Source organism: Streptococcus oralis, assembly GCF_002386345.1.
GTDB classification, from domain to species: Bacteria; Bacillota; Bacilli; order Lactobacillales; family Streptococcaceae; genus Streptococcus; species Streptococcus oralis_S.
On record NZ_CP023507.1, the window covers coordinates 1,767,864 to 1,784,917 of the forward strand.

Consider the following 17,054-nt stretch of genomic DNA (forward strand, 5'->3'; position numbering starts at 1 on the left):
TACCCTATTTTCCTGAAAGATACAGAAACAAATTTTAGATTTTTAGATAAAAAGCATAGAAAAACAGCCCTAAAGGCTGTTTGATGTTATACAGTAGCGACTTGATCCAAGCTTTCACCGATAGCTGCTAGGCGCTCCACCACTTCTGCTTGTGTCAATTCATTTTCTGAAACGTAGCGGTTGCGTGGGTGAACACGACACTCGTGTGAGCATCCACGAAGGTATTTGTCTTCATTTTCTTCTGATGTTAGGATACGACGGTTACAGAAGGGATTTCCACAGTTGACATAACGTTCACATGGTGTTCCATCAAACCAGTCTTTCCCTACGATGGTTGGGTTAACATGGTTGACATCGACTGCGATACGCTCGTCAAAGACGTACATTTTCCCATCCCAAAGCTCACCTTGAACTTCTGGGTCTTTACCGTAAGTTGCGATTCCTCCGTGCAATTGGCCAACATCTTTGTAGCCTTCACGAACCATCCAACCTGAGAATTTCTCACAACGAACGCCACCTGTACAGTAAACCACGACACGCTTGTCCATGAATTTTTCCTTGTTGTCACGAACCCATTGTGGTAACTCACGGAAGTTGCGGATGTCTGGGCGGATAGCTCCACGGAAATGTCCTAGGTCGTACTCATAATCGTTACGTGTGTCAAGGACAACGGTATCTTCGTCAAGAAGGGCTTCTTTGAACTCTTTTGGAGACAAGTAAGCACCTGTTGTTTCAAGTGGGTTGATGTCGTTGTCAAAGTCGTTGTCTTCCAAACCAAGGTGGACAATTTCTTTCTTGTAGCGAACAAACATCTTCTTGAAGGCTTGTTCATTTTCTTCGTCAATCTTGAACCAGAGGTCTTCCATGCCTGGGAGACTGTGAACGTAGTCCATGTATTTTTGAGTTGTTTCGTAGTCACCTGAAACAGTTCCGTTAATTCCCTCGTCAGCGACTAGGATACGGCCTTTAAGGCCGATTGATTTACAGAAAGCCAAGTGGTCTGCAGCAAATTGCTCTGCATTTTCAATTGGAGTATAAAGGTAGTAAAGTAAGACACGAATATCTTTTGCCATAAGATTTGTTCTCTTTTCTATTCTTAAATTTTCAGAATTTTTCATTCAACTATACTAGTATACCCACTTGGGAAAACGAATGCAATTTATTTGACCGGAAATTGTAGAAAGAGTCCTACCCCTGCACTTCATCAGTAACCATACCGAATAACAGATAATTCTCTCAATTTTTTGATTTGCTTAGCTTGACTTTCTGACAAATCCAGCTTATTGTCAATCAACACACGTGAGATGTCAACGTTCATTTGGCTCAGAATAAATGGAGTAGAGGTTCCATCGTCCTTTAATCGTTTTTTATAAATCACTAACTGATTTTTCAGGGGAGCAAGTTGAGGCGCAGCCTTTATATCTTCCAATAGATGATCAATGATGGTCATGGCTTCACAACGCCTTTCGCTTCCTCCAGCAAACCATTTTAATGGTGTCATTCTCATTTTCCTCCTGAAATTCGCTTATAAATTGAAAAACTATAATTCCTAACTCTCCAGCCAGTATTTTACCCAAACACCCTATGTAAAAAAGTCAGCAAAAATGGCAAGGTCGCTACAATATTATTGATCACATGCACTGCATAGGAAGGATAGATGCTCTTGGTATAGCGGGTCAAACCAGCAAAGATGATTCCAGATGTTGTAAAAACGAAAATATCTAACAGACTAGGCAGACTTGAAAAATGAGGAAGAGCAAACAAAATGGAAGGAAGAAGCAAATCAAGACCAAATCGCGAATCTTTAAAAAAGGCGTGTTGCAGTAATCCTCTATAGATTAACTCTTCCATCAGTGGAATCAGAAAGAACAGGGCTATATAGATACCTAGCTCTGCAAAGTTAGTCCCACTATAACCAATCAATACAGCCCAACCTTCAGCAGTTGACTGAACATGTTTAGCTGTCTGAACGTTAAAAGAGATCTGGAGCACTACCACTAATACTGTCAAAATCGAATACCAAAGCCATTTTTTTCTTGGAATGCGAAAGAGATAACCATGGCCTGTCTTAACCAGAATCCAAATCATGACTCCGATAAATAGCAAACTCAAGATATTTTGAATCCAGAAGAAATTGCCTATCTGGGAAGAAAATTGCCAATAGTTTTGGACAATAAGCGTCAGCTGAGAAAGACCAAATACGAAAAATAGGTAAGAGAAGACAGCACTCATTTTGAAAAGAAAGCGATATTTTTTCATAATAAATCCTCTATAGATGTATGTGTATCACATCGCATAAACCCTCAGAACCACTCTTTTCATGTTTACATCCTAAAAATCACTACCTCCCCTAGAGAACTAGGGAAGGCAGCGATCACATTTTTAGGAATTAGGAATGAATACACGAAATCAATCGATCTTATGATTTTTTGTTTTTCAAGAATTCGTCATATTGTTTTTGCATTTCGTTCAATACTTTTTCGTAGGCACCTTCAGATTTCAATTTTTCCATCAATTCTGGAATAGCTTTATCTGGGTCTACAGTACCAGTGTTGATAGCTGTATCGAATTGTTGCATTGTGTTAGAAATGGCTGAGATTTCAGATTTCACATTGTCAGTGTTAAAGATGAATCCAAGTGCTGGAGATTCTTTAGCTTCTGCCAATTGTTTCTTAGAATCTTCGATTTGTTGGTCTGTAACGTTTTCGTTGATGTAAAGAATCCAGTTGTTACCAGTGTTCCATCCACCCATGTGAGTATTTCCTTTGTAGCCATCAAGGACGCGTACACGGTTTTCTTTACCTTCAATTTTTTCCCAGTTCTTGCCTTCTGGACCGTAAACAAGACCGTTCAAGAGTTCTGGGTTCGTGTTCAAGAGGTTCAACACTTCCATTGATTTTTCTTTGTTCTTAGAGTTGTTTGAGATAACAAAGTTGGCAACTTGTGTTGTTTGATTTTTCTTGATAAAGTTAGTGATTGGTTTGATTTGGATGTCTTTGTTAGCAACACGTGAAAGCAAGCTGTTACCATAGTCAGCTGGTCCTACTGTTTCTTCACGAACAAACCAAGTATCTTGTTGAAGGTCAAATGAAGTGTCGCTGGTTGCTACGTCTTTTGGAATGTATCCTTCTTCATAGAATTTGTGAAGAGTCTTCAAGTGTTCTTTGAAACGAGGCACTTCGTAACGGTTTACGATCTTAGTAGTGTCTCCTTCAAGGTCGATAACAAATGGAAGTCCGTTTGGTACTGGGTAGTCAAAGTTATCAGATGGGATAAAGTTCTTCGTAACCGCAAATGGTACTACATCTGGAGCTTTTTCTTTGATTTGTTTCAAGACTGGCTCAAGTGTTTCGTATGAAGTGACACCTGAAATATCGATACCGTATTTAGCAAGAAGAGTTCCGTTGAAGGCAAAGTTTTGAGATGATGCAACGTTAGCTGCAACTGGTACTGCATAGATCTTACCGTTTACAGTGTTCCCTTTGATGTAAGCTGGGTCAAGTGCTTTGTAAAGCTCTGCTCCTTCTTTTTTATACAATTCTGTTAAGTCAGCATAAGCACCTTTTTGAGCATTTACGACATAGTTAGATGCAAATGCGATATCATAGTTTTCACCAGATGATGTGATAACAGACATTTTCTTATCATAGTCACCCCATCCAAGGTATTGGATATCCAATTTAGCACCGACTTTTTCTTCGATGATTTTGTTTGCATTTTCTAGCAATTCATCCAAGTTGTCTGGTTTGTCACCGATTTGGTACATTTTGATTACAGGTTTTTCACCTGAAGTAGTATCTGCAGCTTTTTTGTTGTTACCTGTAAGGTTTCCACAAGCAGCAAGGCCAGCAGCCAAAGCGACTACGCTAGCAGATGCAAAAGCATATTTTTTCCAGTTTTTCATGATAAAAACTCCTTTTTTTATTTTTAAACTTATAAACGATTTAATGATTTGTAACTTCAGTCACTAAGATGAAGTTGGGAAGGGAGAAACGGTGTTTCTCAACAAGTGCTATTCTTTCACACCACCGATCGTCAACCCTTTAACAAAGTAGCGTTGGAAGAATGGATACAGAATCGCGATTGGAAGGGTTGCAACAACAACCATGGCCATACGACCTGTTTCTTTCGGTAGAGCGACTCCCAGTTGGCCAGATAGGCCGACTGCTTTTGCGATGTAGTCCATATTTTGCTGGATTTGCATGAGCAAATATTGCAATGGATACAAGTTGTCACTCTTGATGTAAAGAAGGGCGTTGAACCAGTCGTTCCAGAAACCAAGAGCTGTCAAAAGCGTGATGGTTGCGATACCTGGAAGTGATAATGGCAAACAAATCTGGAAGAAGATCCGAGCTTCACTGGCACCATCGATACGAGCAGATTCGAGAATGGCTTCTGGAATGGTCTTCTTGAAGAAGGAACGCATCAAGATGATGTTGAATGGTGAGAGGAGCATTGGAACAATCAAGGCCCAAACGGTATCACCCAGTTGAAGCAGGCGAGTAACCACGATATAGCCTGGTACCAAACCAGCATTGAACAACATACTAAGAAGAGCGAAGATTGTGAAGAATCTGCGGTACTTAAAGGTTGTACGTGAGATAGCGTAGGCATAAGTGGTTGTGATGAAGACGTTGGTCACTGTTCCGACTACAGTTACAAAAACTGAGATAAAGAGCGCTTGGAGGATCTTATCTTTAAACTGAGCTAGGAACTGGAATCCATCTACACCAAATTTCGAAGGGAAAAAGCTATATCCATACTGGAGGATGCTCTTTTCATCTGTCACCGAAATGATGATAACGAAGATAAAGGGCAAGATACAAGAAAGAGCGATCAAACCAGAGATGATACTAAAGAAGATATCTGCTTTCTTACTGAAGGAGTGAATGCCGACATTATCGATTTTTTCTTTTTTAATTTTCTTTTCTGCCATATTCTCCTCCTTTCTAGAACAAAGCTGAGTTTGGATCGACTCGTCTTGCAAGCAAGTTTGATAGGATAACCAGAATCAAACCGACTACGGATTGGTAAAGACCGGCTGCTGAAGCCATACCGATATCTGCTGTCTGAGTCAAACCATTAAAGACATACACGTCCAAAACGTTGGTTACATTGTAAAGCTGACCAGCATTGTGTGGAATTTGATAGAAGAGACCAAAGTCTGCACGGAAGATATTTCCGACTGCAAGGATGGTCAAGACTGTTACAAGCGGAGTCAACTGAGGAATGGTTACGTTGCGAATACGTTGCCACTTGCTCGCCCCGTCCACTGTTGCTGCTTCGTAGTAGGTTGGGTCAATTCCCATGATTGTCGCATAGTACATGACACTGCTATATCCAAAGCCTTTCCAAATACCTAGGAAAAGGAGAAGGTATGGCCAAATGCCTAAGTCAGCGTAGAAGTTGACTTCCTTCATGCCAATGGATGTTAGGAAATGGTTGAAGACCCCTTTGTCAATGTTTAGGAAGGCATCTGTAAAGAAACTGATGATAACCCATGACAGGAAGTAAGGGAACAACATAGACGTTTGGAAAATCTTAACCATTCTTTTAGAGCGAAGCTCGCTGAGGATGATGGCAATCCCTACTGATACAATCAAACCGATAAAGATAAAGCCGAGATTGTAAAGAACGGTATTACGAGTGATGATAAAGGCATCTTTTGAACTGAACAAGAATCTGAAATTATCTAACCCGACCCATTTACTATTCACAATACTATCTATGAAACCATTACTGGTCATATGGTAGTCTTTAAAGGCGACCACATTCCCAAATACTGGAATGTAAAAGAATAGAATCAACCAGAGTGCCCCTGGTAAAACCATCAAGAGAAAGATCCAGTTATCTCTCAAGGTCTTTGAAAACTTTTTCATAATTTCCTCCCTTTTTATTCCTAAAAACTGATTTCATCGAATTTTTAGGTTTGATAACGATTACATTATTAGTATACTCCTATTTGAAGGCTAGGTTAAACTACTAATTATAGAAAAAACTCCACAAATTATTTTTTGTGGAGAAGTTTTTTATAAGAAATAGGTTTCACGAGAAACATTCTGACTCGGAAAAAAGACCTTTAAGTCGTATAAATCGTCGAAGCTGTCGCAATAGTGTGCCACTGGTTGGCTGTTGTGGCTGTAAATCCCTTGTCTGCGTAGAAGTCAGTAAATGGTAAGATTTCCACTTCTAACTCGTCGATGCGGTCAAGCTGACCAGCTAGATAAGCCTCGATGCGACTTTCTGCTCGCTTGATGCGTTGCAAGAGTCCTCCCATACGGATATCAACTGTGTCCAAGCCAAAGACCTTGTTTTCCTTCAACCATTGATGGCTAAAGAGGGCATGGAAATGTTCAATCTCGCTTCTGAGTTTTGGTAATTCTTGTCTGGCGATTTGCTGTAAGCTGACTTTGTCACCGGCTTTATAAGCTTCACGAATGCGTCGTCCCACATCCACTTTACTGCTTAAAATCTGGTTCAACTGGGCCTGAGTTTCAAAGAGGTAAGAGTAGTTTCCAGCTTTTTCTTTGATAACAGCAAGCGTTTCAGCGGCCTGAGCAAAGTGCGGTTTGTCCTGTTCAGGTGTCACGTGCCGGTCAAGAATCGGACAGAGAACATCCTGATAAAAGACATAGCGGTTGGGATTGATCCCGCTGAGATTGCCTGGCAAGTCTGGTAAGAGGTTAGCTAGGTCAATCTGCATAAAGTCCTCAACCGATAGACCTGTATTGGTCTTGAAGTGAGCAGACAAACGGTCGAGGTTATTGCGGTAGCTGAGTTCTGCCCAGATTTGCAAGCTGGGTAGGATAGAAAACTGGGCAGTTTCCCCACCATTGTCCCCCCAACCAGTTACGATGACCTCTTTGATCTGATTAGCACGACAGGCTTTATTGGCCTCGATAGCCACTAGACGGCTGAAATGGTTGTGTGGGGTAAAACCAATCCACTTCCAAGCACCACCTGCAAAGGCTATATCTTGGCTAATCTTGTGGTGATTGCGGAAATTACGATTGTACTTTTCTTCGCTATCTTGGTAATAATCCCAGTAAACCAAGGTTACACGATCTTTGAGACGGTCTAGGTAAACACGAGTTTCCTCAGGAATTTCCACATCACGGTCGTACTGGCCATCTGCTGACATGAGTTTGAAGAACATGTCACTCCACATTTGGCAGTGGAAACCATACTTATCGGCAATATCCAGCACGCGCTCCAAGTGTTGGCACATGAGGAGACTACGGTCCACAACACCGTTCAAAATGAGGTAGCGCCCCAAACCAACCAAGTGGGCTTCGTCCATCCCAATATTGACCTTGCGTGTCTGCAGTTTAGACAGAGTGGCAAACATGCCATCAATCAGGTCATACACCTTTTCTTCACCGATAAGGAGAATGTCCTCTACATCACGGAGTTCTTGCACTTCTTTGACACCCCATTTGACGAAGGCTGACAAGTGGGCCAAGGTCTGGATGCAAGGCACAAAGGTCATGTCAAACTGCTGGGCGTAGGCTTCTATTTCCTGCAACTCCTCAGCCGAGTAGGCACCACGGAAATAACCAAAGTAAGGTTGCCCCTCAATCTGATAAGTATCTTCCATGTAGAGCTCAAAGGTTGAATAACCCATGAGAGCCAAGACCTCAATCATCTGTTTGGCAGAAGCCACATTCAGCACCGCATTTCGAGAACAGTCTGCCATGTAGGCCAAATCTTCATAAGCAGCTTGTTCTTCAAGGTCTACCTTATCACCTTCTGCTAGAGCTGTTGCCAACAAGGACAAGGCGCGGTAGAGTTGGTGAGGTTTTCGATAGGTTAGTTGATAGTGTCCACCTTCACCCTTGATAGAGATAGAGGCTTGGTCAGACTGAGCGACAGCTACCTCTACATCTGGCAGAGAAATGTGATTTTTTAATGCTTCAATAGCTTGCGTTTGCTTGGGACTAAGTCCTGTAAATCTTACCACTGATTTTCCTCCTGTAGCCAGTTGACAAGGGCACCGTAGAGATTGGCTTCTGCATGATAGGTGCAGGCTTGGATAACTGGTGCGACCGTGTATTCTTCGTAGGTCTCGACAAAGTTACCGACAGCCTTCTTGACACCTTGGATAAAATCAGGGTTTTGGCTGATGGAGCCACCTAGGCTAATGACATCTGGGTCGATCAGATACTGGATATTGAGCAAGCCTTGCGCCAGATTACGGTTCATGCGCTCAATCGCTTCTTGACAAAGAGCATTGCCAGCTGCGGCCTCTTGGTAAATCTTGCGTCCGTCCCAGTCAGTCTGACCAGACTTTTCAATCACGTATCGCACCATATTTCCAGTTGACGCTAGTTGCGACCAGTTGTTGAGTTTTTCAGCAGGGGCAAGGGTTGTCATGTAGCCAAACTCTCCCCCCAAGCCGTGGCGACCTCGGTGAAGCTTGCCATTGATAATCATGGCACCACCGATTCCAGTCCCAATCACGACACAGGCTGCATTTTCAATCTCTGGATGAGCCAGCAGTTCACTAAGTCCAACACAGTTGGCATCATTTTCTAGATGGACAGGGAGTTGATGATGAGCAAGAGCTTCATACCAAGAAAAGCCATGGATGTAAGGTACGGCACTGATTCCCTCAATCACACCTGTTTCTTGATTGACCGCGCCTGGAACGCTCATGGCAATGCCCTTATAATCTTTCTCCGACAGACGTTGGTCTAGCCAAGTCAGTAAATCCTCCAAGTTTTCTGGCGTCGGAGTACTTGTCTTATCTAGTATTTTTCCATCAGGAGTCAGACTGGCAAACTTAATCCCAGTCCCTCCGATATCAATGGTTGCAATGGTCATTGTTCTTCCCATAAAAAGGGGCGAATCAGTAGTCAATCCTTACTCTTTCGCCCCTCCTTTCTATCTCTTATTATTAGTTATCAAACACTTTAAAACTGTTAAATGTCTTCTTTTTTGATCAATTCTGTGCGAATCTCTTGTGGCGCTAATAGTCCTGAATGAACGGGATATGGTCGTTCAAGCAAGTCCAAAATGGTTTGTTGGTGTTCAGATATGCGCACATTTTCTTGGCTCATATTGTAGTAACGAAGTACATATCCTTCTTCATTTTCAGCTACCTTAAAGGCTGTCGGGCAGACTTGTGGCAAGCTGAGTGCCGCATGACTCAAGAGGCTACCAGTCGCAGCAACACTTCCTTCTTGTTTAGCAACCTGAAGACTAGTGAATGGTGTTTGGAAGGCTTTGGCACGACGGAAAGCTGAGAAACGTTCCCCTGCTTGGTGGCATTCAAGTGTAAACTCAACTTCAAACTCACGCAAGCACTGAGCTTCTGGTGTTGGGAAGTAACCCCAGTCACCTAACTCACCTGATGCACGCAAAATGGTCACTGCAATGGTGTCGTCTCCAAGGATTTCATACTCGTGCAATCCTTTATTAGCCACTGTCACCCCTTTTTCATCATCATACAGACTGACAAAGGCTTGTTGGTGTTGAGGATTTTCAGGATTTTCCCAAGAAGCAGCTGGTTTATTTGGTCGTGTCACCACCTCATAGATGCTTTCAGAGTCATTGCTTGGACGTGTGTTATGAGTCTTGACCAAGAGACGGATACGGTGGTCCTTGGCTGTGTTAGTAAAGCGAGTCTTGAAACGAATTTGTGGATTGTCAACAAAGACGGTCATCTCTGTTTCAAGAAGAACGCTTGTCAATTCTTCTGAGCGCCCAGCTTCACGCGTCATAAACTCGATGATGCCTCTTTGTTCCGCATCCAGTTTTTCGTCTGCACTTACTGGAATTGTCAATTCATGCTTGAGCAAAATCTTGGCAAAACGTGCTGTATTTTCCAAGACCTCATAGCCTTTGAGTTCTGCGTAGATAGGCTCTGTTCCTTTTGGTTGGAAGTAGATGTACTCATTTCCAATGTCACCACGGTCTTCAAAGCGAATAACATCTTCATAAGCTTCATGAGTTGTCTTGTCGTAGACCGTGATGTTTTCATCCACACTGACCGTTACAAATGGCGTATCAATCACTCCATTTTGGTAAATACCGTCACGGTGTTCTTGTTCTCCTTCAAGCAATTGGAAGGTTGTCCAAGAGAGAGGTGCTAGATGAACAGGGACTGTCACGCGCACTTGTCGAGCAATACGAGCCTGACGGAACTTGTCTTTTGGTAAATCATACTCAAAATTAGCTCCCAAATCTTCGATTTTCGCTTCTACAGCATGTCCTTCCAAGTCTTCAACACGGTAGCTTGGCAAGGTCAAGGCTGCCATCTTCTTATAGCCTTCTGTTGGGTGCAATTCTTTGAAATCACAAGTCGCCACATCAATCACTGTGCTGACCGTATCAACCTTATCATGCAAGCCTGTATTGATAACCGTAAAGAGATGGCCGCTTTGGGCTTCATGGGTTGCGATTTTACCCTTCCACTCGTTGAGAAGGTTAGTTTTCACAAAGTTTCCGACTTGGTTGACCTTGGCAAAACGTGTCTCCATCTCACGGTGAACCTCGTCCACGCTACAGCCACAGATACTGTCATGTGGCGCATTTTGTAGAAGAACTTTCCAAGCATAGGTCAACTGGTCCTTATGGTTGTGCCCACCAGTGATGACAGTTAATGGCTCCACCACTTGTTCTAGCAGGTTACTATTTTCTTGGAAGGCTTGTTTAAGGTAAATCCGTGATGAGGAAGTGTTGGCAAGCGTGTACCAACCATCTGTTTCTTGACTCGTCAACTCACCTGTAACCGTAGATAACTGCTCCGGTAGGGCACTTTCTACTGCATGGACATAGTCATCAAAGGAACTATGCACAAAGGTTACATCTGGGAAGAGTTCATTTGCCACACGAATGGCTTCGCTCAGATTTCGCTGTACAGGCTGGTGGTCACAGCCGTTCATCATCAACCATTGGTTGGTCGAAGCATAGTCACGTACGTCTGACAATTTTTGTCTCCAGAAAGTCAGGGCCTCATCCTTATCAACTGGGATTTCATTCCCATTACTATACCAGTTGGCAAAGAGGATACCGAGGACACGACTTCCGTCCGCACCCTGCCAGTACATTTCTGAAAATTGGGAAGTAAACTGCTCATCTTCGAGGACTTGGTTGTCAAATCCAATCGGCTTCACACCACGCCCAAAAGCTGCCACGTGAATACCTGATTTTTGAAGGATTTGGGGAGCTTGCCCCATATTTCCAAAGGTATCTGGGAAGTAACCAATCTGGGTTGATTTGCCCCATTTTGCACATTCTGCTTGACCAATCAAGGTATTGCGAACATTGGCTTCACTTGAAATCAAGTAATCATCCTGCAAGATGTAAAAGGGACCAATTTTGAGTTTGCCTTCGTCGATGTAACGTTGGACTTTGTCGCGATTTTCAGGGCGAATTTCCAAATAGTCATCAAGGACAATGGTTTGGCCATCCAAGTGGAAACTCTTGAACTCAGGGTCATTTTCAAAAAGGTCAAAAAGATTATCAAATAATTCCACCAACTGCATACGGTGGCTTTCAAAAGGTAAGTACCACTCACGGTCCCAGTGACTATGTGAGATAATATGTACAACAACATTTTCCATGAAGTAAAACCTCATTCTAAATTTAAATTTTTATTTCTATCTAACTAAAGAACTGACTAGCGAATATCCAGGTAATCCAAGACTAATTCACAGAACATCATGTTGGCCCAAGAGAACCATTCACGAGAGTAGAGCGTTGGGTCATCCACGTGGAAGCTTTCGTGCATGACACCTGTACCACCATCGCAGGCAACCAGCTGATCGAGTAAGAATTTCTTCTCTGCCTTATCTCTTGTTGTCAAGCCTTGGATAGAAAGGGCAATGGGCCAGATATAGCGATAGAAGGTATGAGAACTTCCGAGACCGCTAGCGTATTCTCCTTGGTAGAAGTATGGATTTTCAGGGCTCAGAATGGTGCGACGAGTGGCTTGATACACTTCATCGTTGACATCGCAATAGCCCAGATAAGGCGCCGCCAACAAACTTGGTACGTTTGGATCATCCATGATGCTGGCATTTCCTAAACCATCCACTTCAAAGGCATAAATCTTTTCGCCCTTGCTGTTAGTTGTGTAAGCGTAATTTTCGATGCCTTCTTGGATTTCAGACTGGAGACGCTCAGCGTCTGCCATGATGTTTTGGCTATCAGCTAGATCCAGTTCTTCAAAGATTTCTTGGACATAACCCAAGACCACTACTGCAAACATATTTGACGGAATCAAATAGCTATACTGACAGCAGTCATCACTCGGGCGAAAGGCTGACCAGGTCATACCTGTCACTGCAAAGGCAGGTCCAAAGCCATCATTTACCAAGGTGTCTTCCCTGCGGTCCGTATCACGGACAAAACGATAAGGTGAATTGTTGTGGTCTTGTTCCACTGTCCAAAGATGAAGAATTTCCTTGGTCGCTGCGACAAAAGTCTCATCAAACTGACTGGTCTCTCCAGTCTCTTTCCAGAGGAGATAAGCCAACTGCAAAGGATAGCAAAGAGAGTCCACTTCGTACTTGCGTTCCCAAATCCAACCATTAAGGTCGGTATGGTCAGTCTCGTGGTGGCCCTTCCAGTTTTCCTCAATGTTAAAGGAGTTGGCATAAGGATCCTTGAGCACCAAGGTCATCTGACGCTTAACCAAACCTGCAATAGTCTGACGCAGGAGGGCATCTCTTTTAGCCACATGCAAGTAGGGTCTGAGTTGGGCTGTCGAATCCCGAAGCCACATGGCAGGAATATCCCCAGTCAAAACAAAAGTTGAGCCATCTTCTAAAATCTCGACCGTATTGTCCAAGGTGTCTGTATAGCAACGCTCGAAGACATCCACCCACTCGGGATGGTCCTTAGCCCGCTCCGCTACTTCGTTCAGCCATTCTCTAACAATTTCTTTAGAATATACCATAAACTTTTACCTCATTCAAACAAGATTCATTTTCAGTATATAGCTTTTAGCCCAGAAAATATATACACAAATGATAGTCATTTTTCTACAAAATTGTTATATTTGAAACTCCTTTTCTAAAGACCATTTTTTCTGATATAATGTAGAAAACAGCTAAAGGAAATACCATGAAACCACTACTTGAAACCATCGATACCCGCTTTGGGACTGCTAGCAAGCATGCCTTTTCTCGGGGAAATACCCTGCCTTACACGGGCGTTCCTTTTGGGATGAATTATTTTGTGCCTCAGACCAGCGATCAGGAGGGAGCTTGGTTTTTCGAACCACATCTGCCCATCTTTCAAGGGATTCGATTAACCCACCAGCCCAGTCCTTGGATTGGCGACTACTCTTGGCTGCTTCTGACACCTATCACCGGCCAGCTTGGGGGAGATAGCCTCTTTCACCGTCAATCCTCCTATGATAGGGATAAAGCTTCCTTCCAACCTCATTATCTGAAGATTTTCTCCCTGCGCTTTCAGATTGAAACCCAGCTTACACCGACTTGCTATGGCGCTTCTATTCGTTTGGAGCAAAAGCAAGACAAAGCCCTCTCCCTCTATCTTCACGCAGCAGATGAACTGACAGGAGAACAAATAGATAAGCGGACTCTTGCCCTGCGTCAAGAGGGAAAAACAGAGACCAACAAAAATCCGCTGATACTGTTTACTGCTTTACAAATGAATACGGATATTCTTGCTATCACACAAGAAGAGGGAGACTGGCGAATTGACTTAGCAAGCAGTCAAGCCGAGATTCAACTAGCAACTTCTTTCATATCGCCTTCTCAAGCGCTGCTTAATCTACCTCAAAAGGACTTTGATAGCTGTAAAGCAAATGCCCAAGCAGACTGGGAAAATCTCCTCCACCGTTTTGATATCGTGGAGACAGGGGAAGCCGACCGAACCTTTTTTGATCACTGCCTCTACAGACTCTTCCTTTTCCCACAGACATTTTATGAGGTGAACGAGTCAGGGCAGGCCATCCACATGGATTTGTCTACTGGTACTGTCAAGCCCGGTGTCCTCTTTAGCAACAATGGTTTCTGGGATACCTTCCGCACCACCTTCCCCCTCTTTGCCCTTATCATACCGGAACACTATCACCGCTTTCTAGAAGGTTTCCTCAATAGCTACCGCGATACTGGTTTCCTGCCAAAATGGCTGGCTCCAGATGAGCGTGGCATGATGCCTGGCACTCTTTTAGACGGCATTATCGCAGATAGCGCCTGCAAGGACATAACCCCCGACTTGGAAGAAGAATTCCTCCAAGCCATGCTGGAGACAGCCACCGAGTCTGATCCTCTTGGCATCAACGGTCGCCACGGTTTGGCCCAATACCAAGAACTGGGCTATCTATCCTCAGACAATCACGAAAGCGTCAGTCACACCCTAGACTATGCCTATAGCGATTTTTGTATCGCTAGCTGCGCCCAAAAGCTTGGTCAGAATGACATCGCTGAGACTTATAAGGTCGCATCGCAGAATTTCCGTCATCTCTTTGACTCTGAGACAGGCTATATGCGTGCGCGAGACAGTCAAGGCAACTTCCGACCTGACTTCTCTCCTTACAGTTGGGGACGAGACTACGCCGAATGTTCTGCCATTCAAGCGACTTTGGGCGTTCTACACGACATCCCTGGCTTAATCCAACTGATGGGTGGAAAAGAAGCCTTCAGCAATTATCTTTTGAAAGCCTGTCAGGACGCTCCTCTCTTTGAGACGACTGGCTATGGTTACGAGATTCACGAGATGAGCGAGATGGCTACCGCTCCTTTTGGGCAAATCGCCATTTCCAACCAGCCTAGCTTCCACATTCCATATCTCTTTCGCTATAGCAACTATCCAGACTACACTGCTCTACTCATCAAGTCGATACGTCAGAAAGCCTTTCACCCCAGCTGGCAAGCCTATCCTGGCGATGAGGACAATGGCAGTCTCTCTGCTTGGTATATCTGGTCAGCTCTCGGATTCTATCCGACCTGTCCAGGAAAACCCAGTTACGACCTCGGAATCCCTCTCTTTGATCACCTCCGTATCTACCTGGCTAAGGAAAATAAATGGCTGGATATCCATGCCGAGCAAAACCACAGCCATTTCAACTTTGTCAAAGAATGCCGATTGGACAAGAACATAGTATCTAGCCTTCAACACCAAGACCTCTTGAAAGCTGAGCAACTGACCTTTACACTTAGCTGGTTGCCAAATCACTCATAACCAAAAGAACCTTTGCATCGCGCAAAGGTTCTTCTTTTATGAAACTTGGACCTGAAGCTGGTCAACAAGCTGACCATCTACCGTCAAATTCAGATAAAAATCTAAGCTTTTATCTCCTACAAAATACAAGGTTGGTATCGTCAGCCTTTTTTCAATCTCGCCAACTTGAAACGCAAGGACTTGAATCTCGTCCCGATAAGCGACACCATGCACACCCGTCCCTGGTTGAATCGAAATCTTAGCTTCTAAAGGACTGCTAGATTCTATGCGCTTCACTGTAAAGTGGACATTTTCTCCCTTGGTCACAGCGAGAATTTTTTCTGAAAACTCTAGTTGCTGAACAGTTTCTTTTTTCGACAAGGTAGGTGTTTTATAGAGTGAAATCTTGGTCAACAAAGGCAAAGCCTGTGCCTCTGTAATGGTCACGCGTATCTTCTGCGCCTCAACGACTGATCCTCGTAAGAGACGTTTGTAGCCAACAGTATAACCAGAGCCAAACTCCTGCCAGGCACCATCCAACTCTACCTGAACATGGAAAGCAGCGATGCGTTGCCCCAACTTCAAATCTTCTCTTAACTCAATCACATCAAATGTTTTAGGTGATCCTAAATCGAGCTCTAATTGGATTGGCAACTCTGAATCACTTGCCCATGAACTAGTTTCCAGTCCATCTGTCAGATGATGACAGGCAAAGTCTGGTGATAGAGCAAGTCCAGATACCTTGGCTCCCAGAGCTAAATCTTCCCTATAGAGTGTGTCACGGTAGGCAGCAAATTCATACAGTCGCCGGATATCCTTTTCGTCAAAGAGTCCATCTTGGTTTGGCGGAATATTGAGTAAGAGAGGTGTACCCCGACCCACCGAGTGAAAGTAGATTTCGACCAATTCCTCGAGAGACTTGGGGTCCTGATCCTCATGGTAAAACCAGCCCGGCCGAAGAGAAACATCTGCCTCACCGATTGAAAATAGCGTCCCAAAGGGGTCTCCGTGCTGTAGATAATCTAATTCCGCCTCTGTTCCTAACTGGTCTGGTTTGACCTTTTGCCACAAGGGATCCCCTGCATAGCCTCGTTCATTTCCAATCCAGCGGATACTGGTCCCTTCAGTTGAGAAAATCAAACAATCGCCTTGCAAGTCACGAATGGTTTCAAACCAAGTCTCAAACTCATAGTTGACCTTCTGGGCCCCTTCGCCTCGAGCACCATCCATCCACACCTCAGTGAACTTCCCAGCATTGCCATAAGCAGGATTTGACAAGATTTCCTTCAATTGAGCCAGATAGTAGGCATTGTAATCCGCTTCTCGGTCCACGTGATAGAGGGGACTGTGAGCATCCCAAGGAGACAAATACACTCCCATATCCATGTCAAACTCAGTTGCAGCCTGGGAAACTTCAAGGAGCAAGTCCCCCGCTCCTTTCCTCCAAGGGCTAGCCTTGACCGAATAATCTGTATGGGCTGACGGATAGAGCACAAAACCATCGTGGTGCTTGACCACCAAAATCAGCTTTTTAAAACCCGTTTCTTTGAGCACTCGAATCCATTCACGCGCATCCAACTTGGTCGGGTTAAAACGCTTGGGATCCTCTTGCCCACTTCCCCATTCTTGGTCATAAAAGGTATTGGGACCAAAATGGATAAAGGCAGCTAGTTCATCCTCTAAATAATCCAGCTGGGCCTGGCTTGGTAATGGTCCATGTGGTTTTATGTTCGTCATCATCTCGTATCTCTTTCTCTTGTTCACAAAGTTATCCACAACTTGTGGATAAGAAAACATTCCTAAAAACTAGTTTTTTCAGTCTCTAGCTCACCTGTCACCTTAAACATACCTTTGTCAAATAGTTCTGTACTAGGGTTTCTACTAGCTTTCTAGAAAGTCACTAATATACGGAACTA

The 17,054-nt window shown here is 43.8% G+C and carries 12 protein-coding genes; 1 reads left to right on the plus strand and 11 read right to left on the minus strand.

Translation table 11 applies throughout. From position 1 onward, the window contains the following. Window positions 1-86: 86 nt before the first annotated feature. The 10 genes from trhO to CO686_RS08745 form a co-directional block, all read right to left on the minus strand. Complete coding sequence (trhO, locus tag CO686_RS08700) at window positions 87-1,073, minus strand: oxygen-dependent tRNA uridine(34) hydroxylase TrhO (RefSeq protein WP_001030013.1); 987 nt, start codon at window positions 1,071-1,073, stop codon at window positions 87-89. Window positions 1,074-1,204: 131 nt separating this feature from the next. Continuing rightward, the gene (locus CO686_RS08705; RefSeq protein WP_000188102.1) at window positions 1,205-1,501 is read right to left on the minus strand and encodes a bacteriocin immunity protein; all 297 of its coding nucleotides are present in this window, start codon (window positions 1,499-1,501) and stop codon (window positions 1,205-1,207) included. A gap of 68 nt (window positions 1,502-1,569) precedes the next feature. Further along, window positions 1,570-2,259, minus strand: a complete 690-nt coding sequence (locus CO686_RS08710) for a CPBP family intramembrane glutamic endopeptidase (protein WP_049501075.1) — start codon at window positions 2,257-2,259, stop codon at window positions 1,570-1,572. Window positions 2,260-2,419: 160 nt separating this feature from the next. Beyond that, on the minus strand, window positions 2,420-3,904 hold the full coding sequence (locus CO686_RS08715) for an ABC transporter substrate-binding protein (protein ID WP_049501074.1): 1,485 nt from the start codon (window positions 3,902-3,904) through the stop codon (window positions 2,420-2,422). Window positions 3,905-4,012: 108 nt separating this feature from the next. Continuing rightward, window positions 4,013-4,936 (minus strand): carbohydrate ABC transporter permease, encoded by a 924-nt coding sequence (locus tag CO686_RS08720; protein ID WP_000818344.1) that lies wholly within the window; start codon window positions 4,934-4,936, stop codon window positions 4,013-4,015. A 13-nt stretch (window positions 4,937-4,949) separates the two neighbouring features. After that, window positions 4,950-5,879 carry an ABC transporter permease gene (locus CO686_RS08725; RefSeq protein ID WP_000714584.1) on the minus strand — a complete coding sequence of 310 codons (930 nt, stop codon included), beginning with the start codon at window positions 5,877-5,879 and terminating at the stop codon, window positions 4,950-4,952. Between the two features lie 200 nt (window positions 5,880-6,079). Continuing rightward, on the minus strand, window positions 6,080-7,960 hold the full coding sequence (locus CO686_RS08730; protein WP_000251383.1) for a beta-N-acetylhexosaminidase: 1,881 nt from the start codon (window positions 7,958-7,960) through the stop codon (window positions 6,080-6,082). Then, window positions 7,954-8,823: an ROK family protein gene (locus CO686_RS08735; RefSeq protein ID WP_002880939.1), complete on the minus strand. Its 870-nt coding sequence runs from the start codon at window positions 8,821-8,823 to the stop codon at window positions 7,954-7,956. Before CO686_RS08735 ends, CO686_RS08730 begins: the two co-directional genes overlap by 7 nt. A 98-nt stretch (window positions 8,824-8,921) precedes the next feature. Then, window positions 8,922-11,567 (minus strand): alpha-mannosidase, encoded by a 2,646-nt coding sequence (locus CO686_RS08740; RefSeq protein WP_096753731.1) that lies wholly within the window; start codon window positions 11,565-11,567, stop codon window positions 8,922-8,924. 56 nt (window positions 11,568-11,623) lie between these two features. Beyond that, window positions 11,624-12,904 carry a glycoside hydrolase family 125 protein gene (locus tag CO686_RS08745; protein WP_049501073.1) on the minus strand — a complete coding sequence of 427 codons (1,281 nt, stop codon included), beginning with the start codon at window positions 12,902-12,904 and terminating at the stop codon, window positions 11,624-11,626. 167 nt (window positions 12,905-13,071) lie between these two features. Here CO686_RS08745 and CO686_RS08750 point away from each other — a divergent pair, with 167 nt between their 5' ends. Next, window positions 13,072-15,159, plus strand: a complete 2,088-nt coding sequence (locus tag CO686_RS08750; RefSeq protein WP_096753732.1) for a GH92 family glycosyl hydrolase — start codon at window positions 13,072-13,074, stop codon at window positions 15,157-15,159. A 36-nt stretch (window positions 15,160-15,195) separates the two neighbouring features. On the opposite strand, the gene CO686_RS08755 is transcribed toward CO686_RS08750, so the two are convergent. Further along, complete coding sequence (locus CO686_RS08755) at window positions 15,196-16,875, minus strand: alpha-L-fucosidase (RefSeq protein ID WP_172844186.1); 1,680 nt, start codon at window positions 16,873-16,875, stop codon at window positions 15,196-15,198. Between the last annotated feature and the right edge of the window lie 179 nt (window positions 16,876-17,054).